The organism is Microcystis sp. BLCC-F210 (assembly GCF_042134685.1).
In the GTDB taxonomy this organism is placed as follows: domain Bacteria; phylum Cyanobacteriota; class Cyanobacteriia; order Cyanobacteriales; family Microcystaceae; genus Microcystis; species Microcystis aeruginosa_D.
In genome coordinates this window covers 3856568-3877946 of the sequence record NZ_CP169647.1, presented here as the reverse complement: position 1 = coordinate 3877946, position 21379 = coordinate 3856568, and the positions used below count along the sequence as shown (strand labels likewise).

Here is a 21379-nt window from a genome sequence, read left to right as displayed (position 1 = left end):
TTAGCGATCAAAAGGACGACGACGTTGGAGAAATTCCGGGATATCTAATCCCGCCGGTTTTGGTGGTTCGGGAGTGGGTGCCGGACTGGGTGCGGGGGTATTGATCACCACCTTGCTACTGGTGGGACGAGAGGGGGATTCCCCGGAAAAACCGGTGGCAATGACGGTAATTCTGACTTCTCCCTGCATTTTCTCGTCAATTACTGCCCCAAAGATGATATTAGCGTTAGGATCCACCACTTCATAGATAATTTCGGCGGCGGCATTGACTTCGTGTAGGGTTAGATCTTGACCACCGGTAATGTTAAAGACCACACCTTTCGCCCCTTCGATCGAGGATTCCAGTAACGGTGAGGAAATAGCGGCGACCGCCCCTTCCTTAGCCCGAGATTTTCCCGAACCGATGCCGATGCCCATTAGGGCCGAACCCGCATCGGCCATCACTGCCCGCACATCGGCGAAATCCACATTCACCAGACCGGGGATAGTGATAATATCCGAGATACCCTGTACCCCTTGCCGCAGCACATCATCAGCGACGCGAAAAGCCTCCTGTAGGGGAGTTTCGGCGGGTATTACCTGTAATAACTGGTTATTGGGGATAATGATCAGGGTATCGACCCGACTTTGTAAACCCCCCACCCCCTCATCGGCCTGATTAGTGCGACGACGACCCTCGAAGGTAAAGGGACGAGTGACAACGCCCACGGTCAAACAGCCGATTTCTTTGGCAATTTCGGCCACAATTGGAGCGGCCCCCGTTCCCGTGCCGCCCCCCATGCCGGCGGTAATAAAGACTAGATCGGTTCCTTCCAATGCCTGGGCGATTTCATCCCGAGATTCTTCTGCCGCTTTTTGTCCGATCGCCGGATTACCCCCTGCCCCTAGACCGCGGGTTAGTTTTGTCCCGATTTGTAACCTCTGGGGGGCGGAGGAGTGGGCCAGGGCTTGGGCATCGGTGTTAATTGCCCAAAATTCGATTCCAGTTACGCCGCTGGCGATCATGCGGTTAACGGCGTTACAGCCCCCACCGCCGACCCCGATCACCTTGATCTTGGCGACATTGCTCGGCACGATGCGATTACTACGACTTTCTTCTCGGGGTGTCATCTGTGATTCATGGGGATGAGTAAGTAATACACCAGTATTATTCTGGGAGTAATGATTATCTTCGCTCATCGCTGAACTGGCATAATCGTTACTGTTCGGATTAGGGTAGATGGAAACAATTTCATTAATCGATGTCATTGGAATTGGAACACTCTTAGTACAAGATTCTGTTATTGATTTGATTAATCAGAGGGGCACTGTTAACACTATCACTAATATTATGTTGGTTCCAGTATCTACAGTATCAGTTTCTTGTTCATAAAATCATAATTTGGTTTTTTTGCCAATAGCTAAAGGGAATAATTACATTTATTTACTGATCAATTCCAGTTAATCCCTACCAGTTGCCGTTACTTTGGCAACCCTAGGGGCTGGCTGCGGTTTTAACTGTACAGTGGGAGCATCGGGATTGCTTAGGTCAATGTAGAGAATTCGCGCTAGAGGTATCTTGGATGACAATGGCCGTGATTGTACGAGAGCGGTTAATTTTTCGGGCAATCTATCTTTATAAAAACCTAAATAGACCTGTCCTAGCTCAGTTTTTAGTACAAGATTACTAGGATTGCGCCAATCGATGGCGATAACTTTAATCGATAAGTTATCAATTAAGGGATAAATTTTTTGCCACTGTTGTTGATATTGTCGGTCGTAACCAAGCACTTCTAGGCTAGGTAATTGGGTTTTAGTCAGAGTTCGACCATAATAGTTTTGAGGAATTATCGTTCCGGTGGCATCTAAAAAGCCTTGCTGTTGATGGGAACGCCAACGGGCAACAGGTTTTCTTTCTTGAATAGAAACAATCACTTTCGGGGGTAATAATTGCCGCTCGATCTTAACGTCGGCAATAGCGGGAATAGCCGCTAATTTTTCTTGCAATTGATGGGTAGGTAATTCCCAGAGAGATAGAGGATAGCTTAATTTCAGCCGAGCGCGAATCGACTCGGGGGACATTAATTCCGTGCCTGCGATTTCCACCTGTCCGGCCTTGGTAATTGTCCAATAGGGTGAAGTCATCCCCCAAGCTAATCCCGTCGCTAAACCACTAACCACCAGAAAGCGACCTAGAGCTTGCCATACCTTTGATCGCCTTTGGTGGCGCAGGGTTTGTCGTTTTTGTTCCAGGGAGAGGGATGAAAGAATTTGATCGCTCATAGGGGAAATCCGGGACAGTTTTGCTGTTATCTTAGGTCGCGAGGTGGGCTGCTGACAACTCGATCGCTACTCAAGTAATCAGTTTGACAAAGAAAGAGATAATAAATGTTATAACAGTAGTAGTCTATAGGCGTTCTTTTGTCTGTCTCCAGTAAACCTAAACGCTCCTTTTTGCCAAGATATTTCGACGGTCAGCCAGAAAGAGCGTTCCGGCAAGAACAGCCTAATTTATCCGAAAATTACCTATGGTTATCAACAAACGCGGACTTGTTCTCGGTGCTACAGCAGTGGTCCTGTCTACCGTCGCCGTCACGGGGGCGGGATTCCGTCTCTCCCAAAGTCAAGCTTTTTTTCAGGAAAGTCCCAAGGAAACCGTTGATGAGGTTTGGCAGATCATCAACCGCACTTATTTAGATGGCACTTTTAATCAATCGGACTGGAACGCCATCCGCAATCAGTATTTAAATCGTTCCTACAAAAATCAAGAGGAAGCATACACCGCTATCCGCGAGATGTTGAAAACTCTCAATGATCCCTATACCCGTTTTATGGATCCCAAAGAGTTTAACAATATGAAGATCGATACATCGGGAGAGTTGACTGGGGTAGGGATTCAACTGACCAAAGATGAGACAACCAAGCAGTTAGTCGTGGTTTCACCCATTGAAGACACTCCCGCTTCTAAAGCTGGTGTGCTGCCCAAAGATGTGATTATCTCTATCGATGGTAAATCTACCGAAGGTATGGAACTCGAGCAAGCGGTGAGCATGATCCGCGGCAAAGTGGGGACAAGTGTTAAGATCACCATTCAACGGGGTGAGGAGAAGAAAGAATTGACTCTTACCCGGGCGAAAATTGAAATTCACCCAGTGCGCTCCCACACGGAAAACACCCCGATCGGTAAAGTCGGTTATATCCGTCTCAATCAATTTAGCGCCCAAGCTAGTGGCGATATGAGTCAAGCGATTCGCGAATTGGAAGCTGAACAGGTGAAGGGTTATATTCTCGATCTGCGTTCTAACCCCGGCGGTTTACTCTACGCCAGCATCGAAATCGCTCGGATGTGGATACCCGATGGTTTAATTGTCTCTACGGTCGATCGCAAAGGGGTGACGGAACGTCAACGGGCCAACAATCAAGCTTTGACTAATAAACCCCTAGTTGTTCTCGTCGATGGTGGTTCCGCTAGTGCCAGTGAAATTCTCTCCGGAGCTTTACAGGATCATGAGCGGGCGGTTATTGTCGGTACGAAAACCTTTGGTAAGGGATTAGTGCAATCGGTACGCAGTCTCAGTGATGGTTCGGGATTAGCGGTGACGATTGCCAAGTATCTCACCCCCGACGGACGGGACATCAATAAAGATGGTATTCATCCGGATGTGGAGTCGGAACTGAGCGAGGAAGATCGCAAAAATCTTCAACAGGAACGGGATCGGGTGGGAACCTTCCAGGATCCTCAATTCAAGAAAGCTTTTGAAATCTTGGAAAAAGAAATCACTGAAGGCAAGAAAACGCCCACCAATACCGCTAAACAATAGGTTGACATTTGCCCGCTCGAATTAAACCCACCCGACGGGCGATCGCTTCTCCCCGCTCGGCAAAAGGACCCCAGTATTGACCATTAACTGGGGTTTTTCCGTTTTCTAGGGCTATAATCTGACAAATTCCCGTATTTTCCTGGACAATGTACCAGTTTTGTGCGGTATTATCCATAGATTTTTCTCCTTAATCCCTCTATTCCCTTTTTTATAGCATCTCTCAATCCCTAAGCAAAAAATTTTTATCAACTTCTTGACAAAACCGGGGAGATAAATGCTAATATTAAAAAGGTCTGTCCAATGGGGATTAGCCAAGCGGTAAGGCAGCGGGTTTTGGTCCCGCCATTTCCTAGGTTCGAATCCTAGATCCCCAGTTTAAAATTTCTTATCCCCGATGCGCCAATGATTGAGAATATCCTCGATCAAAGCTTCCTTTAGCCAAATGCGACCGATAAGAGTCAGGGGAACCGCCAGAAATAGCCCTAAAAAGCCAAAAATCGAGGCGAAAAACAACTGGGCCAACAGGGTAAAAGCGGGTAGGAGCTTGAGCGACCGCACTGTTAAAATGGGCAACGGTGGATGATGGTCGAAATATTGAATTAACAGATAAATACTGCTGTAGAGTAGTAAAACTGCCCAGGGTTGCCAGGGAGCTTCCAGAAGGGCGATAGAAAAGGGTAAAATCGTACTTAAAACCGGCCCGAGGTTGGGGATAAAGGTGAGAAATCCTGCCAGAATAGATTGGGAAAAAGCGAGGGGAATGCCGATCAAGGATAGACCTAGACAACTGCCCAAGGTCATAATCAACATATGACAGAAAATTCCTTTTAGCCAAGCTTTTAAATCTTGATCGCACTGTTCTAGTATCGATCGTACTCTAGGACGGTAGAAAGCGGGAAATAAACGCAGAAAACAACGGTGGTAAGCGGCAGGATCGGCGAGAATCATCAAGCTCAGGGCAACAATTAGCAGTAAGCTGAGGATAATGCCGAAAGTACCGTAAAAAATGCTCAAACCCCGGCCAGCAATTTGGTTAATTAGGGGTTGTAATTGAGCCAGCAGCGTTTTAAAGTCTGGGAAGACAGTGGCCAGACTAGGATCGAGATAATCCTCAAAACTATGGACTTGTCCCCAGAGTCTTTCTATAGCTTGGGGAAGTAAACTAAATAATTGGCGAAATTGTTGGACTAAAGCGGGTATAATCCCCACAAAAATACCGATAATACCAATAAAAAAGCTTAAAAGCGTGATAATTAGGGCGTGGGAACGCTTGAGGTGATGACGCTGCCACCAAGTCACAGCCAAATTTAAAATCTGAGCCAGAAGAATCGCCATCAATGATAATAAGAGAATCTGTCGAATCTGCCAGAGAATCAACAGACAAAAGACTAACAGGACTAAACCGAGGCTGCTGCCAAAAGTCATGATGAGTAAGGAGAAAAATTTCTAATCAGTTGTTGTCCGTCTCCAGAGGGCAAAAACCGTGAGCAGAAAAGGAGCAAAAACCAGAATTAAAGTGTTAAGAGGACTGGGAGCGATCGATAATAAAGGGGCTAGATATTTAATTCCCAGGGAAATCAAAGCCGATATCAAGATTATTTTGATAATAAAGCCGCTCATAGATCAATGTTTAGGTGGCATAAGCACTATCTTATCCCTGAAGAGGTTAAAAATTGGTCAAAATGTGGAAGTCATCTCCCATTAGTTTTATTAATACTAGAGCGAAGGGGTTAGATTTTTGGGGCGAGGTCGGTTCAGAGGGAACGGGAAAGTGTGAGACAATAGAGGAGAAAGGCTCAGTCGAGTAACTAGAGATTTTCATTGCTAGGATTAAAGACTTAATGTCAAGATAAATCTTGAGAGCAAATAAGATTTACCCTGTTCACCACCCCTATCGTGCCGCCAATAGTTACCGTGATCACTTTAACTCTTTTACATCCCAATCAAGCCACGCCCTTACAACATTGGCAATTTGACAATGACCAATCAACTATTCTCATTGGCAGGGCGCTGGATAATCATGTAGTTCTTTATAGTGCTGTGGTTTCGAGGCGGCACTTAGAAATCCGCCAGAATGATCGCGGTCATTGGGAATTGGAAAATTTAGGGACAAATGGGACGTTTCTCAATGGCAAACCGATCGAGAAAACTGTCATCGTTGATGGTATGGTGGTTCGTTTAGCCGCCTCTGGCCCGCAAATTCAAATTCGTCTCATCCCTGAGCATGAACAACCCCAATTAGTCTTCAAACCCCTAGAGGTTCCTTTGGTGGGCAACCAAACTCAGCCGGAAAATGATACGATCGTCACCTAGACAATATTAAATTTTTATAAAGTTTTTTCAATTTCCCTAACGAAATGTAAAAATAGATACAGAATAAGAAATAAAGTCTTCTGACTTGCTGTCCCTAAATAGAGACGACAAGAGAGATTAAAGTCAATTGAAAGCATTGCAGGGAGTCAGTGATATGACGTTAGCCTATCGAGGAGTTAAGTACGAAAGGGATTCGCTCCCCTTGGAGATGAAAACCGGAGATATCGGGGGTAAATACCGAGGTCAGGACTGGAATCACCATTATCCTCGTCATATGATCCAATTAGAGCCGAAACTGCATCGTCAGTATCGTGGAGTTGCCTACAGCACTCGTCCTCATCTTGCTGGACAAGTCACCCCAAACATTTGTCCGTTGCCCGTTGTCAAACCCCCTGTTGTTGTCCAAGAGGAAACCCTTTCTAGCATCCATCTGAACAATATTCGTCATCGTCTGGAACGTCGTTTACAAATCGCTCAAGAGAGTGGTGACGAAACCCTCGTTAATCTCTTGAAAAAAGAATCCCAAGACTTAGCCTTAAACTGCTAGATTAGCAGTTTTTCCCCACTTTCCCCTCGGTTCTGCCGGGGGGAATGTTTTTGGGACTAAAAATGCCACCCACAGGAATTATAATTACATAACTTTAACTCAGGCTCTATAAGACTTTTAGCTATAGCCAGTACGGACACACCTAGAAGCTAAGTTATAGAGTTGCCGAAAATTCGGCTCTCTTGGGTTCGGTGAGTGAAATGTATTCTAAAATACATTCTTCCTGGCGAGTGAGTGCAAGGAACCACAGAGACACAGAGGACAAAAAGATTGATCGATCCTCTGTAAGTTAAACTGGCTCTTCTGGTTTCTGTATGGAAACGAGGTCTATACTGATAGTTTCTTCAGCAAAATAGTCCTAAAAGTCTTTGCCAGTCAGCATTTCACTCTTTATAAGTAAAAATTATCACACAAAGTCGAGAAGAGCCGTTAAACTTATCACACAGAACCTAGAAGAGCCAAAATTCGTCCTAATAGTTCTTTGAATTTTCCTACACTTTTAAAGAATTATTTTGCTTTTCTGTCTTTTAATGTTTGCTAATATCAGTGATGGTAACAAAACAAAAATCGTTCAATGGACGATAGTTTGGGATACTGTTATTTCTGATCACGCTCCCAAAAGTCATGGCTGGGATAATATTATGTATGTCGCTAAAGGTCAAAATCTGACAACAAATAATCCTCAATATGTAGTGGCGATTACAGCGACAAATCCCAAGTCTGTATTTGACTGGTTACAGGAGGATGTTGATACCCATAATATGGTTCTCTGGTCTGGCACAAACCCAGAACAAGGTCATATTTCTGAGGGGACAAATACGGGATAAAAATTTTGCAAGGAATGAAAAATTCCAGCAATTTTATCCCTCTTATAATTCCTGACTCAGGAAATACAAAAACAGCCCAAATAACCAAGATCACCATCGGAAAATCTAAACTAGGAAATAAACACCATGAAATTAGAAGACATCATTCAACAAAACCTCGTTAAACCTATTGATTACTTAGCTGGAGACTCGGAACTTTGCCGAGAAGTTCAGACCCGTTTGCAAGTTCTCGGATTACTTCCTGCTAATGGTGTTGATGGCATTTATGGACCCCAAACAAAACAAGCCTTTGAGCAATTCAAACAAAAAATCAAAGAAGACGAATTGGATACCTTGGGAGCATCTTCGGCGAAACTTTTACTAGAACTTAAAGAATTACCAGGGGGTAATAATTTAATCTCCAAAGCTCAAGCCGAATCTATCTATGGTAATGTCATTAGCGATGGACAATTAGCAGATCTCAATTCTTGCTTAAATCGCTTTGAAATTAACACTCACCCCCGAATGTGTCATTTTTTAAGCCAAACTGCCCATGAAAGTGGAGGCTTGAAATGGATGAAAGAACTCGGTAGCGGTGAGGAGTATAACGGACGGAAAGACCTGGGAAATATTTATCCAGGAGATGGTCCCAAATATAAGGGAGCAGGCGTTATTCAACTAACGGGACGCAGTAACTATCAAGCTTTTGCGAATTATATTCATGATCCGAAAGTGATGGATGGAGTTGATTATGTTAGTACCACCTATCCTTTTACCAGTGGCGGTTTTTGGTGGCATAATAATAACATGAATGCTCTTTGTGATCGCGGTGCAACGGTGGAAGAAATCACCCGACGAGTGAATGGTGGTCTTAACGGACTAGCTGATCGTCAAGCTTACTACGAAAAAGCGATCAAAGTTTTTCCTGTTTAGCAATGCTCGTCCTACAGCGGCAGCAATTCTCATTTTAAGGTTTCATGACATTAAAACCCTTGCACCTAGAGGGGTTAATAATTCTTAACGAATCTCTAGATCGCTGAAACAACGCAAAATCGTTTCAAAATGAGAATTGCTGAATAGCGCGTCCTCGTCTTTTCCATTTCAGGTTTAGCTGATCGATTAGGTCTGGTGGCAATGAAAGCCAACCATTAAAACCTGTATCAACGACCGCATCTTGCGCGTAAATATTTCCTTCAGAGTCACATATCGAAAGTGAAATAATCGCCTCAAAATCCGCGTTAACGATTCCTGCGATCATACTAATCTCTTTGTACGTCCACCAAATCCAGCAATTCTCATTTTAAGGTTTCATGACATTAAAACCCTTGCACCTAGAGGGGTTAATAATTCTTAACGAATCTCTAGATCGCTGAAACAACGCAAAATCGTTTCAAAATGAGAATTGCTGCACCAAATCGGCGAACATAGCGAGAACCGACTCGAACAATCCAGATTTGAGCATCTGGGTGACGGGCTTCGAGTCTATTGCAAGCAGGTATTTCACGCGCATCAATTTCAAAGTCGCCAGTTTCAAGGTCAATTGCTACAATTTTGCCCTGATTACCCAATTCGACTTGTGGACGTATTTGAGTTTGATAAATCAGATCGCCACGTTGGGCAAATTCTTCTTTGCTATAGCGGGGTTGATGGATTGTCATTGGCTTGACCCTGTGGCAACTTTTGCCCTCTATTTTAACCTAAACATCGGGAATCTTCGCTAACATTCCCCAACTGGTCCCACAAGAGCGGCATCGCACTTAAACCCACAGCTTTAATCAATGGGCATGGTGCGTTCCCCAAAATTGATCGCTGGATCAGTGGGACTTGCATTAGGGAACGCACCCTACAAGATCAGCGATCGCACTGGCAGTTCAGTATCATTTGTGTGAGCGTCACCCCGTCCTATGCCATCATCAAAGGGAGTAATACGGTGTTTGGAAACCTCTTTGTGGAATTCCACCCGTGTTATTCTTGCTCCGGTGCAAGGAAATTTATCGTCTCCTCACTTACCAAGAAATCCACTTTCATAAGTTTGTGAAACATCAACTGCTAATCGTTCAGCCATAATAAACCTCCTTTTTTGCTGTAACTTTTCCGTATATCACGCCCAAAAGCGTGTTAGCCAGATTAGCCTACTGCTAGTGGAGCGGTAGGAGCCACATTAGGGAACGCACCCTACAAGATTGCGATCGCTCTGAAGAGAAATTTTTAGCAATGTTAAGCTAATCATTTGCCAAATGTACACCAGAAAATTGACAATCATTTTTGATTAGATTGGCACTCGACTGCGCTCGCTTTACAAAAGTAATTGCAGTTTCTAGATTTTTGTCACCATTAATATCATCAACTCCTGAATTTACGTCCACTCCGTAAGGATGAACATACTCTATTGCTCGTTCAACATTTTCAATTGTTAGACCTCCTGCTAAAATAACATCACATGGTTTAATTGATTGGACGATTTCACGACTAATTCTCCAGTCATGAGTCTTACCGGTACCACCTATTCGTGAATCTGTCTTGGTATCAAGTAATATTGCATCAAAAAAAGTCGAATAGTCTTGAGCCATTTTTATACTATTTCTCCCGGTAACATGAACTGCTTTAATAAGCTTTACATAAACAAGTTTGTCCCTAATAATATTAACTTCTTTTTCAGAAATATTATCTTGTAATTGTATTGAAGATGTGGGAATATGCTCATAAACATCTAATATTTGATTAGCAAACATAAAATGAGTAACTAGTACAACATCTACGAAAACAGGGATTTTCTTTAAAATCTGAGATGCATTCGTAAGACTAACTTCGTCTTCAGAGGCATAGTTTATACCATGTATCAGTCCTATCGCATCAGCCCCAGAGTGGCATGATATGAGAGCATCTGATAGAGTTCGATTACCGCAGATTTTGACTCTAATAGACATTTCAAATCCTAATTTAATCTAAGTCTAAATTTTAGTGATTTTTTTGATGAATTCAATTAATACATCAGGAGGAATCAGACGACTTAAGAAAGCTATCATAATCCCACTAAAAATGAAAGTGTAAAAAAGCATTGTTGCTGGTAGGGCTTTGACTGTAACAAAATAAAAGCAGGCAATATTGACCAATATCATATACATGAAAAATCCAATTTTAATAAAATTGGTAGATAAAGCAGTCACTTCCTTATAGTCATCGTATACCATTTTTGTTATATCTTCTTTTATTAGCAAATCAGCATCTATTTTTAATGAAATATCTTCTGTCGCTGCATAGATAAAGTTATTCATCTTGTCAAAATCTGGTTCAAAATTAGTTCTTGAGTTCATATCTTTAGTTTCATGAAAATAATAGTGAGCAGCACCAGCAATGATTGCATCGCCAACTCCTTTTCCTTTTGGTTTTTTCAATTGAAAATAAGAAGAACTTCCGTCCTTTGTCAAAATAAGATAACCTCTATTATTATCATGTATTAAAAAACACTCAACTAAGAATTTTTTACACACACTAGCAATACAATCTTGGTTAGCACTATTTCTCCCGTTAAATACAGAAACTAAATCTTCACATTCACCATTTAAAATAATACCTACTTCTTTGGCATAGTTTACTAAACTAATAAATTCATCCATGTTACATGAAAAAATACTAATTATAAAGTTATGGGAATTATCTGGCTGCTTATAATTGGGTTGCTTAGTTATTCTTATTAGTCTTTTACACTTGTATTCGGAAACACCTTCAACGAATAATAAAGTTTTTGTTTCCAAACATTTATTAGAAATATCACATAAATGTTTTGAATGTAAATTACAGTCAGCAATCACAATAGAAGTTTCTTTACTAATTGCCTCTTTTATCTTATCTGTAATTCTTTTACTCAGATTATCATTTATCTTATTTGTCTCTAGTGAAGTTTGAGTAACCGCACTTTCAATCTTTTTTTCATCTTTGTTATACATTCCGACGAAGCAACCCTCTTTAATAGCATTATCTTTAATGCAATATGTGTCGTCAATATCAAACTTTTTTAAGACTTTTAGCATACTCTTGCCTCTTAATGTATTAGGATTGACGGTGGTTAAAAACCGGATTTTATATTCTTTATCTGGTAGAGTGGCAATCCTATAGGCGATAATAAGACCAGTTCCTCCTAGTGAAAAATTAACTTCACCTTCCTTGTCTAACTCTGAATAGGAATAAGAATCTGATTGTTCTTCCCCCGATCCGTATTGTGCAATTATGTCTATATGACTTGCACCGATAACTAAAATTTCTTTACCGTTTGACATAACTTTATTTTCCTTGATTTATAACGGGTATTTTGAAAACTGACACCATCGTAACACAGAAAGCCAGTTAAGTATTATCAAAGTTCTCATCAACCAGAAGCTTAATCATTCTTGCTGCGCTGCTTTACGCGCAAGAAAGCGATCTCGCAATCCCTGGGGGTCAAATCTCTCTTGATTGATTACCCGAATCTCCTGTGCTTGCTGTTGTCGCTGTTGCAAGTAGGATTCTACTTCCGATTGGTGCTTGAGGTAAAAAGCGATCGTGGCGTAAACGTCAGCTAGATTTAGTGATGGGTAACGATTAACGATTTCCGCTGCTGTCGCACCCTGATGAAATAAGGTCATAAGCATTTTCGTCGCCGTGCCTAGAATTTTATTGTCTAGTACAGCATCGCTACCATAGCATGATCGATTTAACTTGACTAGGAATGGATAAAGGCAAATAATCGATTAATCGATCGAGATCAAGACTCAATGTCTGATAACTTGTTATTGGTGGGGTAGGGAATCACCTAAGTCACCCTGTTGAACTATTGATTGTCATTAAAAATGTTTAAGCGATCGCTTTTCTTGACCCTGTTAATTTTATCCCTTAGTTGTACGCTGCTTTTTAGTGCTTGTCATCAACAAACAGCTAATAATCCCCCAGCAACGACCAATAATAATTCAGAAACTTTAAAACTTTTATATTGGCAAGCACCGACGATTTTAAATCCCCATCTCTCCACGGGATTTAAAGACTCAGAAGCGAGTCGCATTACCTTAGAACCTTTGGCTAGTTTCGATGAAAAAGGGGAATTAGTTCCTTTTTTAGCGGCGGAAATTCCTACTATTGAAAATGGGGGAGTTGCCCAGGATGGTAAATCGGTGACATGGAAGCTAAAAAAAGATATTAAATGGTCGGATGGTACTCCTTTTACTGCCAAAGATGTCATCGCTACCTATAATTTTATTACCAATCCAAAAACTGGTTCTACTAGCGCTGGCGATTATGAAATAGTTAAAAGTGTGGAAGCGATCAATCCCCATACAGTTAAAATAACTTTTAAGCAAGTTAATCCCGCTTGGTCATTAGTTTTTGTGGGAACAGAAGGGATGATTTTACCCGCTCATCTCTATGAAAAGTATAGCAATGAAACAGCACGCCAGGCCCCTGCTAATTTATTACCGGTGGGAACTGGCCCCTATAAAGTGGTAGAATTTAAACCGGGAGATACGGCGGTTTATGAACCAAATTCTTTCTTTCGAGAAGCAGATAAATTAGGTTTTCAAAGAATAGAATTAAAAGGAGGAGGTGATGCCACTTCTGCGGCACGAGCGGTTTTACAGACACAGGAGGCGGATTATGCCTATAATTTGCAAGTAGAGGCTAAGGTTTTAAGTGATTTAGAAAAAGCGGGTCGGGGTCAGTTAATATCTAGTTTCGGTTCTTTGATTGAACGAGTTTTATTTAATTTGAGTGATCCTAATCAAGCTACTCCTGAAGGTGAGAGGTCTAGTATTAAGTTTCCCCATCCTTTTTTGAGTGATGTAAAAGTAAGAGAAGCTTTATCTTTAGCCGTTGATAGAGATACTATTGCCACGCAACTTTATGGTATTACTGGGAAAACAACTCCTAATTTTATCGTGATGCCATCGGAATATAATTCGCCCAATACTAGCTATGAATTTAATCTAGAAAAGGCTAACAAATTACTAGATGATGCGGGATGGAAAGATAGTAATGGTGATGGCACTAGGGATAAAAATGGGGTAGAAATGAAATTAGTTTTTCAAACTACCGTCAATCCTCTTCGTCAGAAAACCCAAGAAATTATCAAACAAAGTTTACAAGCGATCGGGGTAGGAGTAGAATTAAAAACTGTTGATGCCAGTATTTTCTTTTCTAGCGATCCTGCTAACGATGACACGGTAGAAAAGTTTTATGCTGACCTACAAATGTACACTACCGGTAATAATAGTCCCGATCCGAAAGCCTATTTTAAAACCTTTACCTGTAGCGAAATTCCCCAAAAAGCTGATGGTTGGGCCGGGGATAATTATGCTCGTTATTGTAATCCTGAATACGATAAATTATGGCAAGCTTTTAGTCAAGAATTAAACCCAGAAAAACGGCGAGAAATAGCGATTAAAATGAATGATATGTTAATTAATGATTTTGTAATTATTCCCCTGGTTCATCGTGCCGATGTGGTGGCAATTAGCAATAGTTTGTCGGGGTTTGAATTAACTCCCTGGGATAGAAATACTTGGAACATCAAGGACTGGAAGCGTAGTAAATAAATGCTCAAATATTTTCTGAAAAGATTATTATTTTCGATTCCCACTCTTTTAGCTATTAGTATGGTGGTTTTTGGCATCTTGGCCCTAGCGCCGGGGGATCCGATGGGGGAATTTGCCGCTAATCCTGCTATTACGGAAGCGGTGCGAGAAAATATTCGCAAAAGTCTCGGATTAGATCAACCCCTTCCCGTGCGTTATGTCAAGTGGTTGTTAGCATTTCTTCAAGGAGATATGGGCTATTCTTTCACCAGTCGCAGCCCAGTTTTTACCCTAATTTGGCAGCGTTTACCCACAACTCTCTGGATTGTGGGTAGTGCCTATATGTTCGGGGTTTTAATCGCTTTTCCTTTGGGTATAATTTCAGCAGTCAAGCGCTATTCTTGGTTAGACAAAATTATATCTACTTTTTCGATGCTTGGTTTTTCTTTACCCACCTTTGTGACGGGATTGTTATTAATTATTATCTTTAGTGTGCAGTTAAACTGGCTACCATCTTTTTATAACAGTACCCTAAAAATCAGTGATTTTAATAGTTTGGTCGAGCAGGTGAAACAGTCAATTATGCCTGTAACTGTATTAAGCTTATATCAAGGAGCGATGTTGATGCGTTTCGTGCGTTCTTCCGTAACCGAAGAAATTCACCAAGAGTACGTTAAAACTGCCTTAGCGAAGGGACTAACTAATTTTTCTGTCCTAACTAAGCATATAGTTCGCAATGCTTTAATCCCCGTTGTCACCCTGATTGCTCTTGATATTCCCTCAATTTTTACTGGAGCTTTAGTCACAGAACAAGTGTTTCGTGTGCCGGGTATCGGTGCTTTATTAATCGATTCTATTTCCCGCAGTGATACCCCCGTAGTGATGGCGATTACCTTTATCTATGGGATTTTAATTGTTATCTTTAACTTAATTGCCGATTTAACCTATAGTTGGCTCGATCCGCGAGTCAGATATTAACTATGAACATCACAAAATCCTTACACACGGCGATTTTAGTCACGGAGCTAGAAAAAGCCATTAACTTTTACGAAAATGTTCTAGGATTGACTAGAATTGATCGCCCTTTTCAATACGATGGGGTTTGGTATCAAGTGGGAGATTATCAAATTCATTTAATTGTCGATAGCAATTACCAAAACTACCGTCCCAATCCCGAAAAATGGGGACGTAATCCTCATCTTGCCTTCGCTATTGATGACGTGACAGCCATGGGTAACTATCTAGAAAGTCAAGGTTATACAATTCAAATGAGTGCCTCGGGTAGAAAGGCATTATTTGTCAGTGATCCCGATGGTAATATCCTAGAAATGAGCCAAATTTAGCCTGAAAAATTCCCCAATATGTTAGACCAATTACAGACCCAACTCTATCACCTTGAACAATACGCCGATCGCTTAGTGACTTCCCAACTAACTCACCTTAGTTTTGTCAGTATTGCCGTGATTTTTCTAGCCGGTTTACTCACCAGTCTTACCCCCTGTATGCTGTCGATGTTGCCGATTACCGTCGCTTATATCGGGGGTTACGAAAATCAAGGCCGTTTAGCGGCTTTTTGGCAGTCCACATGGTTTTCCCTAGGATTAGCCACCACCTTAGCGGGATTGGGACTAATTGCCGCTACTTTAGGCAAAGTCTATGGACAGGTGGGGATCGGTTTACCAATTATCGTCAGTGCGATCGCTATTTTGATGGGGTTAAACCTCTTGGAATTATTACCCCTGCGCTTCCCTTCCCTTGGCGCTACCGATTGGATTACCGGCGATTTTCCGCCGATTTTGCGGTCCTATCTTCTCGGTTTAACATTTGGTTTAATCGCTTCTCCCTGTAGTACACCAGTTCTGGCAACTCTATTGGCATGGGTGGCAAATACGGGGGATTTAAGCTTAGGAGGGGGATTATTGTTATCCTACACTGGCGGTTATGTTTTACCCCTAATTATCGTCGGTTCTTTTACTGCCTCGCTGAAAAGCTTTCTTTCCCTGCGTCAATGGTCCGGGTGGATTAATCCTGTCAGTGGGGTTTTATTAATCGGTTTTGGAGTTTTTTCTTTATTATCCCGTCTGCTGTGATGGTGGAGAGTTATGATAGATAATTGGCTAGAATTGCAAAACTTTTAACTATGACTATATCGGAAACTTCCTCAAATTTAAAGAATACACTGGTCCGATGGGGACGGAAATTTATCCAGACTATTGCCGATCTACGATTGGCAATTATCCTCTTACTTTTAATCGCTATTTTTAGCATTTCTGGGACAGTAATCGAACAGGGACAATCCCTATCTTTTTACCAAGCTAATTATCCTGAGAAACCGGCTTTATTTGGCTTTCTGACTTGGAAAGTTTTATTACTATTGGGATTAAATCATGTTTATAGCACTTGGTGGTATCTATCATTATTAATTCTCTTTGGTTCCAGTTTAACCGCTTGCACTTTCCGACGACAATTACCCGCTTTAAAGGCGGCCAGAAACTGGCAATTTTATCAACAATCTCGCCAATTTCAAAAACTAGCTTTAAGTGCTGAATTAGAAACTGGTTCCCTAGAATCCCTCACCCCCCTATTAGAAAAAAAAGGCTACAAAGTTTTTCTAGAAAATAACAGTCTTTACGCGCGTAAAGGTCTGATTGGTAAAATCGGTCCGATTATCGTTCATGCAGCCATGTTAATTATTTTAGCAGGGTCGATCTGGGGAGCGTTAACGGGGTTTTTCGCTCAAGAAATGGTAGCTAGTGGCGATAGTTTTCAGGTTAAAAATATTATTGAAGCTGGACCCTTATCTAAAAATTCTCTCCCTAAGGATTGGGGGATTAAAGTTAATCGTTTTTGGATTGATTATAGTCCTAAAGGTGATATAGAACAATTTTATTCTGATTTGTCGGTGATCGATAATCAAGGACAGGAGATTGATCGCAAAACTATTCAAGTTAACCAACCTTTGCACCATAAAGGGGTGACTTTTTATCAAACCAGTTGGGGAATTGCCGGGGTAAAAGTACAGGTGAATAATAGTCCGATCCTACAGCTACCGATGGCTAGTTTAGACACCAAAGGTAATGGACAAATCTGGGGAACTTGGATTCCGACTAAAACCGATCTTAGTGAGGGAGTTTCTCTTTTAACCAGAGATTTACAAGGTACGGTAATTGTCTATGATGCTAAGGGAGATTTAACCTCTGCTGTACGAGAAGGAATGACAATTCCTATCAATGGAGTTAATCTAAAAATAGTCGAATTAGTGGGCAGTACAGGGTTACAAATTAAGGCAGATCCGGGAGTGCCTATCGTCTATTTAGGTTTTGCTTTATTGATGATGGGAGTGGTAATGAGTTACTTTTCCCATTCGCAAATTTGGGCTTTACAATCAGGCGATCGCTTTTATATTGGTGGTAAAACTAATCGCGCTCAAGTCAGTTTTGAACGGGAAATAATTGATACTATCGAAATGTTAAAGTTAAAGTAGAATTGACGTTAATTTGGTGTCGTTTCCCGATGAAAAGTTCTGTTTATCTATCTTTTGCCTTTTGCCTACCCTAACCAAGAACTTAATTTTGTTCAATTACTTATATGCCAGAATTGCCAGAAGTAGAAACGGTGCGTCGCGGATTAAATCAAGTTACCCAGGGCAAAAAAATTATCGGTGGGGAAGTATTATTACAGCGTACCCTAGCCTATCCTAATTGTGAGGCAACTTTTCTGCAAGGAATTGCTCAGACTACGATTACCAATTGGCAGCGCCGAGGCAAATATCTCCTCGCCAATTTAGATAATGGTAGCAGTATCGGGGTTCATCTGCGTATGACCGGACAATTGCTCTGGGTAAAAGATACCACTCCCCTGCCGATTCATACGCGCTTACGCTTCTTTTTTGCCAATCAACAAGAATTGCGCTTCGTCGATACCCGCACTTTCGGGAAAATTTGGTGGATTGCCGCCGATAAAACCCCAGAAAGCGTGATTACTGCTCTCAAAAAACTGGGATTGGAACCCTTTGATCGCAATTTTACCCCCGATTACCTCTATAGTCACTGTCAAAAAAGTCGTCGTCCGATTAAAACTTTTCTCCTCGATCAAAATGTGGTGGCAGGAATTGGTAATATCTACGCGGATGAAGTTCTTTTTAAAAGTGGTATCCATCCCCAAACTGCCGCTAATCTCTTAAAAATTGAGCAAATAGACTTATTGACAAAAAACATTATTTCTGTACTGGAAACAGCGATCGCTGAAGGCGGCACCAGTTTTAGCGATTTTCTCCACGTTACGGGAGTTAATGGCAATTATGGGGCGATGGCCTGGGTTTATGGTCGTACTGGCGAAAATTGTCGCCTTTGCGGTGCAACTATTGCCAGAATTAAATTAAGTGGACGCTCCTCTCATTTTTGTCCCCAATGTCAAGTCTCAAGGGAATTATGAATTATGAATTATGAATTGGGAAGTGGGGAAGTGGGGAAGTGGGGAAATTGAACTAAAACCCCAAAACCCCAAAACCCCAAAACCCGTCTCCCGTCTCCTGTCTCCTGTCTCCTGTCTCCTGCGTCCTCGATTCTGCTGTAAGCTAATGGCTAGATGGTCAGGTCACGGAAATCGATGCAAAGTTCACTGAAAAGGATTATCATCGGTGCGAGTTTTTTTCTCGCTACGGTAGTCGGAGCAACTATCGGTTATATGGCCTACGGTTGGAGTTTTCTAGATGCCGTTTATATGGTGATTATCACCATATTTGGGGTAGGTTTCGGGGAAGTTAAACCGATTAACACTCCCAGTCTGAGAGCTTTTACCATGTTAGTTATCATCTGTGGGACTACCTCGGCCGTTTATGTGGTGGGAGGGTTTTTTCAGATGCTCACCGAGGGAGAAATTAACAAAGCCTTTAGCGATCGCCGGATGAATAAAGAGATGGAATCCCTAGAAAATCACGTCATAATCTGCGGTTTTGGGCGTATAGGACGCATCCTAACGACTAAATTGGCAAAAACAGCCCAATCCTTTATTATCGTCGATAATAACCCCGATCGCATTAGATTAGCTCAGGAAAAAGGTTACATAACTCTTAATGGTAACGCCACCGATGAAAGTATTCTCCAAAAAGCTGGCATCGACAAAGCGCGAGTTTTAGCGACGGTGTTGCCCGATGATGCCTTAAATGTCTTCATCACTTTAACCGCAAGAGAACTCAGTCCGCAACTATACATAATCGCTAGGGGAGAATATCCCAGCACCGAGAAAAAATTAAAACTAGCTGGAGCCGATCAAGTGGTTTTACCTGCTACCATTGGAGCAGAGAGAATGGCCCATTTAATCACCCATCCAGCCGCGATTGATTTTTTACAGGAAGATGAAGGTAGGCGCAATCTTAACGAATTATTAGCCGATATCGACCTGCAATTTGAAGAATACTCGATTTTAAGCGATTCGCCTTTTTTGGGACAACCCATCAGTCAGATGGAAGTGCGGGGACAGGGTGCTTTTATTATCGTTGCTATCCGTCAATTTGATGGTCGTGTCATCACCCATCCCGACAATTCCAGCATTCTACAGCAAGGCGATACGGTGATTTTATTAGGTCATCGGGGCGATGTTCCCAATTTTGCCCGTCGTTATGCTCTGCGTCGAGAAATGCGCTATCGGGGGTCTTCTTGGTAGGATATTGACCCAGAAAAAAGTTGAGCTTTTCGGGAATTAATTTCCCTGCGGATAGAGATAATACTAATACTAAATCTGGTTATTAAAAACTGATTATTTATTCCCCCTTTTGCCTCTTGCCCCTCCTCATAACTAGCCTGTACTCAACGGATTTAGTATAACTCACTAATTAGGGTTTGCTGATCGGTTTCCCTAGGCGATCGAGTTCTTGATCTTCACCTGTTCGGATGGAAGATAGATCGATCGCTTGCGCTTAAGGAATTCGATTTGATCGCAGGTCTCTGGGTGCATACACCCGTACGTCCCCTGAGAGGAGATAATCCAGAAAAGTCTTGGCGATCACCGATAGTTTTTTATCCTTGGGATGAACCACATACCAATGGCGTTGGATGGGAAAATCTTCCACGTCAAGGATGGTAAATTCCCCATTGGGAGGATCTAAATTTAAGACGTGCTGAGACAGAACTGAAATTCCTAACCCACCGGCGACCGCTTGTTTAATGGCTTCATTATTGCCGATTTCCAAACGCACAGATAGGGTGATGCCATGGTCGAGAAAAATTTGCTGTACTGCCCGTCTAATTCCCGATCCCATTTCCCGCATAATAAAAGGTTCCCCTTGCAGTCGTTTAATTGGAATTTTTTTCTGTCCCGCTAGGGGGTGATCTTTGCGAGCAATAACCACGAGGGGATTTTCCAGAAACGGTTGAATCTCCAGGTTTAGCTCTTGGGGGGGTTCGCTTAAAATATATAGATCATCAACATTATTGATCATCCTTGTTTCTAGGTCTTGGTGATTGGTCAATTCTAAGGACACATCCACCCCTTGGTACTGTTGACAAAAAGGACCTAGTATCTGAGGGATTAAATATTGGGCTGTGGATACCGCCGCTAAACGCAGTTTACCCTGTTTAATGCCCTTGATATCGGCGATCGCCATCTCAAAGTTATCAAGATCCTTGAGGACTGCTTGACAGGTGACTAATAAACTGCGTCCGGCCTCGGTTAAATACAAACGTTTGCCTATCTGTTCAAATAAGGGTAAACCCACGGATTTAGTCAGTTGTTTCATCTGAGTAGAAACGGTGGGTTGGGTGATCGATAGTTCTTCAGCAGCCCTGGTAAAACTGCCATGACGAGCGGTCGCTTCAAAGACAATCAGTTGATGTAAAGTGGCGTGAATCAAGAGAGGCCTCTAGAGAGCTACACTTCTGTTACTGCCTTGAGGAGCTTTGCTAAACAGAAGCAGGAATGGAGGGGAACGAGTGAAAACCTCCCCACCCCGCTTATATCATAGGTTTAAATCAATACTTTTGTAAAGATATATCGATTCAAACTCAATTTACAAAAATTTGCTTGTCAAGATATCCGTTCTAGTATAGATTTATAACAATCGATCTTTAAAAACCATAAAGTTTTGTCTATCAAGGCTGGTCTGTCAACCGCCGGCTTTGTTGTGGCAAAAAATCCTTTGCTCAGTTGGATTCTCATGGAAATAACCAATCGTATTCATTTTGACAATTTGCGGGGTGATATCTTCGGTGGTCTAACAGCTGCCATCGTTTATCACCCTCTAGCTCTCGCCTTCGGGGTAGCTTCTGGGACGGCGATCGGGGCCAGTTCAACCGCCAAAAATCCCGAATTAGGCTTACCTGCGGACTTGACACTGTCCAAAGTTCTGCCCGCAACAGGTTTGCTTAAGGGGTAAAG

25 protein-coding genes and 1 tRNA gene are annotated in these 21379 nt (G+C 42.0%); 15 read left to right on the top strand and 11 right to left on the bottom strand.

What is annotated here, in order from left to right:
* Together ftsZ and ACE3JL_RS18775 are read right to left on the bottom strand one after the other, a co-directional pair.
* Complete coding sequence (gene ftsZ / locus ACE3JL_RS18780) at positions 1 to 1248, bottom strand: cell division protein FtsZ (RefSeq protein ID WP_271988234.1); 1248 nt, start codon at positions 1246 to 1248, stop codon at positions 1 to 3.
* 192 nt (positions 1249 to 1440) lie between these two features.
* Positions 1441 to 2262 (bottom strand): cell division protein FtsQ/DivIB, encoded by an 822-nt coding sequence (locus tag ACE3JL_RS18775; RefSeq protein ID WP_375328116.1) that lies wholly within the window; start codon positions 2260 to 2262, stop codon positions 1441 to 1443.
* A gap of 245 nt (positions 2263 to 2507) precedes the next feature.
* Between ACE3JL_RS18775 and ctpC the strand changes: the two genes are divergently transcribed.
* A complete protein-coding gene (gene ctpC / locus ACE3JL_RS18770; RefSeq protein ID WP_271988232.1) occupies positions 2508 to 3800 on the top strand; it encodes a carboxyl-terminal processing protease CtpC in 1293 nt (430 codons plus the stop codon).
* Here the strand turns inward: ctpC and ACE3JL_RS18765 are convergent.
* Positions 3790 to 3975, bottom strand: coding sequence for a hypothetical protein (locus ACE3JL_RS18765; protein ID WP_104398279.1), 186 nt, complete (start codon positions 3973 to 3975; stop codon positions 3790 to 3792). The two genes, ctpC and ACE3JL_RS18765, sit on opposite strands and share 11 nt — an antisense overlap.
* Before the next feature lie 126 nt (positions 3976 to 4101).
* Here ACE3JL_RS18765 and ACE3JL_RS18760 point away from each other — a divergent pair.
* Positions 4102 to 4174 (top strand) — tRNA-Gln (locus ACE3JL_RS18760).
* Position 4175: 1 nt separating this feature from the next.
* On the opposite strand, the gene ACE3JL_RS18755 is transcribed toward ACE3JL_RS18760, so the two are convergent.
* Together ACE3JL_RS18755 and ACE3JL_RS18750 are read right to left on the bottom strand one after the other, a co-directional pair.
* Positions 4176 to 5225, bottom strand: a complete 1050-nt coding sequence (locus ACE3JL_RS18755; protein WP_271988231.1) for an AI-2E family transporter — start codon at positions 5223 to 5225, stop codon at positions 4176 to 4178.
* Between the two features lie 21 nt (positions 5226 to 5246).
* Positions 5247 to 5420, bottom strand: coding sequence for a hypothetical protein (locus tag ACE3JL_RS18750; RefSeq protein ID WP_271988230.1), 174 nt, complete (start codon positions 5418 to 5420; stop codon positions 5247 to 5249).
* A 276-nt stretch (positions 5421 to 5696) separates the two neighbouring features.
* Here ACE3JL_RS18750 and ACE3JL_RS18745 point away from each other — a divergent pair, with 276 nt between their 5' ends.
* The 4 genes from ACE3JL_RS18745 to ACE3JL_RS18730 all read left to right on the top strand — a co-directional run bounded on the left by ACE3JL_RS18745 (position 5697) and on the right by ACE3JL_RS18730 (position 8399).
* On the top strand, positions 5697 to 6113 hold the full coding sequence (locus ACE3JL_RS18745; protein ID WP_375328115.1) for an FHA domain-containing protein: 417 nt from the start codon (positions 5697 to 5699) through the stop codon (positions 6111 to 6113).
* 154 nt (positions 6114 to 6267) lie between these two features.
* The gene (locus tag ACE3JL_RS18740) at positions 6268 to 6660 is read left to right on the top strand and encodes a DUF4278 domain-containing protein (RefSeq protein WP_271988227.1); all 393 of its coding nucleotides are present in this window, start codon (positions 6268 to 6270) and stop codon (positions 6658 to 6660) included.
* Between the two features lie 530 nt (positions 6661 to 7190).
* Positions 7191 to 7487 carry a hypothetical protein gene (locus tag ACE3JL_RS18735; RefSeq protein ID WP_271988226.1) on the top strand — a complete coding sequence of 99 codons (297 nt, stop codon included), beginning with the start codon at positions 7191 to 7193 and terminating at the stop codon, positions 7485 to 7487.
* A gap of 126 nt (positions 7488 to 7613) precedes the next feature.
* The gene (locus ACE3JL_RS18730; protein ID WP_271988224.1) at positions 7614 to 8399 is read left to right on the top strand and encodes a chitinase; all 786 of its coding nucleotides are present in this window, start codon (positions 7614 to 7616) and stop codon (positions 8397 to 8399) included.
* A 124-nt stretch (positions 8400 to 8523) separates the two neighbouring features.
* Here the strand turns inward: ACE3JL_RS18730 and ACE3JL_RS18725 are convergent, their stop codons facing one another.
* The 5 genes from ACE3JL_RS18725 to ACE3JL_RS18705 form a co-directional block, all read right to left on the bottom strand.
* Positions 8524 to 8724, bottom strand: a complete 201-nt coding sequence (locus tag ACE3JL_RS18725) for a hypothetical protein (protein ID WP_375328114.1) — start codon at positions 8722 to 8724, stop codon at positions 8524 to 8526.
* Between the two features lie 103 nt (positions 8725 to 8827).
* A complete protein-coding gene (locus ACE3JL_RS18720; protein ID WP_375328113.1) occupies positions 8828 to 9124 on the bottom strand; it encodes a hypothetical protein in 297 nt (98 codons plus the stop codon).
* 564 nt (positions 9125 to 9688) lie between these two features.
* Positions 9689 to 10393, bottom strand: a complete 705-nt coding sequence (locus tag ACE3JL_RS18715; protein ID WP_002778611.1) for a phosphoribosylanthranilate isomerase — start codon at positions 10391 to 10393, stop codon at positions 9689 to 9691.
* Between the two features lie 24 nt (positions 10394 to 10417).
* Entirely contained in the window at positions 10418 to 11743 is a 1326-nt protein-coding gene (locus tag ACE3JL_RS18710; protein ID WP_375328112.1) for a hypothetical protein, read from the bottom strand.
* A gap of 105 nt (positions 11744 to 11848) precedes the next feature.
* Entirely contained in the window at positions 11849 to 12088 is a 240-nt protein-coding gene (locus tag ACE3JL_RS18705; protein WP_223210923.1) for a DUF433 domain-containing protein, read from the bottom strand.
* A 204-nt stretch (positions 12089 to 12292) separates the two neighbouring features.
* Between ACE3JL_RS18705 and ACE3JL_RS18700 the strand changes: the two genes are divergently transcribed.
* From ACE3JL_RS18700 to ACE3JL_RS18665, 8 genes are all read left to right on the top strand, one after another.
* Positions 12293 to 14026, top strand: a complete 1734-nt coding sequence (locus ACE3JL_RS18700; RefSeq protein ID WP_375328111.1) for a peptide ABC transporter substrate-binding protein — start codon at positions 12293 to 12295, stop codon at positions 14024 to 14026.
* A complete protein-coding gene (locus ACE3JL_RS18695) occupies positions 14027 to 14983 on the top strand; it encodes an ABC transporter permease (protein ID WP_375328110.1) in 957 nt (318 codons plus the stop codon).
* A gap of 2 nt (positions 14984 to 14985) precedes the next feature.
* Positions 14986 to 15348 carry a VOC family protein gene (locus ACE3JL_RS18690; protein ID WP_052277350.1) on the top strand — a complete coding sequence of 121 codons (363 nt, stop codon included), beginning with the start codon at positions 14986 to 14988 and terminating at the stop codon, positions 15346 to 15348.
* 18 nt (positions 15349 to 15366) lie between these two features.
* Complete coding sequence (locus ACE3JL_RS18685) at positions 15367 to 16095, top strand: cytochrome c biogenesis protein CcdA (protein ID WP_002799052.1); 729 nt, start codon at positions 15367 to 15369, stop codon at positions 16093 to 16095.
* 50 nt (positions 16096 to 16145) lie between these two features.
* The gene (locus ACE3JL_RS18680; protein WP_375328109.1) at positions 16146 to 17489 is read left to right on the top strand and encodes a cytochrome c biogenesis protein; all 1344 of its coding nucleotides are present in this window, start codon (positions 16146 to 16148) and stop codon (positions 17487 to 17489) included.
* A 104-nt stretch (positions 17490 to 17593) separates the two neighbouring features.
* Positions 17594 to 18439, top strand: coding sequence for a DNA-formamidopyrimidine glycosylase (locus tag ACE3JL_RS18675; protein ID WP_375328108.1), 846 nt, complete (start codon positions 17594 to 17596; stop codon positions 18437 to 18439).
* Positions 18440 to 18449: 10 nt separating this feature from the next.
* On the top strand, positions 18450 to 18629 hold the full coding sequence (locus ACE3JL_RS18670; RefSeq protein WP_375328107.1) for a hypothetical protein: 180 nt from the start codon (positions 18450 to 18452) through the stop codon (positions 18627 to 18629).
* On the top strand, positions 18614 to 19669 hold the full coding sequence (locus tag ACE3JL_RS18665; protein WP_375328106.1) for a potassium channel family protein: 1056 nt from the start codon (positions 18614 to 18616) through the stop codon (positions 19667 to 19669). Before ACE3JL_RS18670 ends, ACE3JL_RS18665 begins: the two co-directional genes overlap by 16 nt.
* Positions 19670 to 19922: 253 nt before the next feature.
* Here the strand turns inward: ACE3JL_RS18665 and ACE3JL_RS18660 are convergent, their stop codons facing one another.
* On the bottom strand, positions 19923 to 20855 hold the full coding sequence (locus ACE3JL_RS18660; RefSeq protein WP_375328105.1) for a LysR family transcriptional regulator: 933 nt from the start codon (positions 20853 to 20855) through the stop codon (positions 19923 to 19925).
* A gap of 231 nt (positions 20856 to 21086) precedes the next feature.
* Between ACE3JL_RS18660 and ACE3JL_RS18655 the strand changes: the two genes are divergently transcribed.
* Positions 21087 to 21377 carry a sulfate permease gene (locus ACE3JL_RS18655; protein ID WP_104396137.1) on the top strand — a complete coding sequence of 97 codons (291 nt, stop codon included), beginning with the start codon at positions 21087 to 21089 and terminating at the stop codon, positions 21375 to 21377.
* Positions 21378 to 21379: the final 2 nt, after the last annotated feature.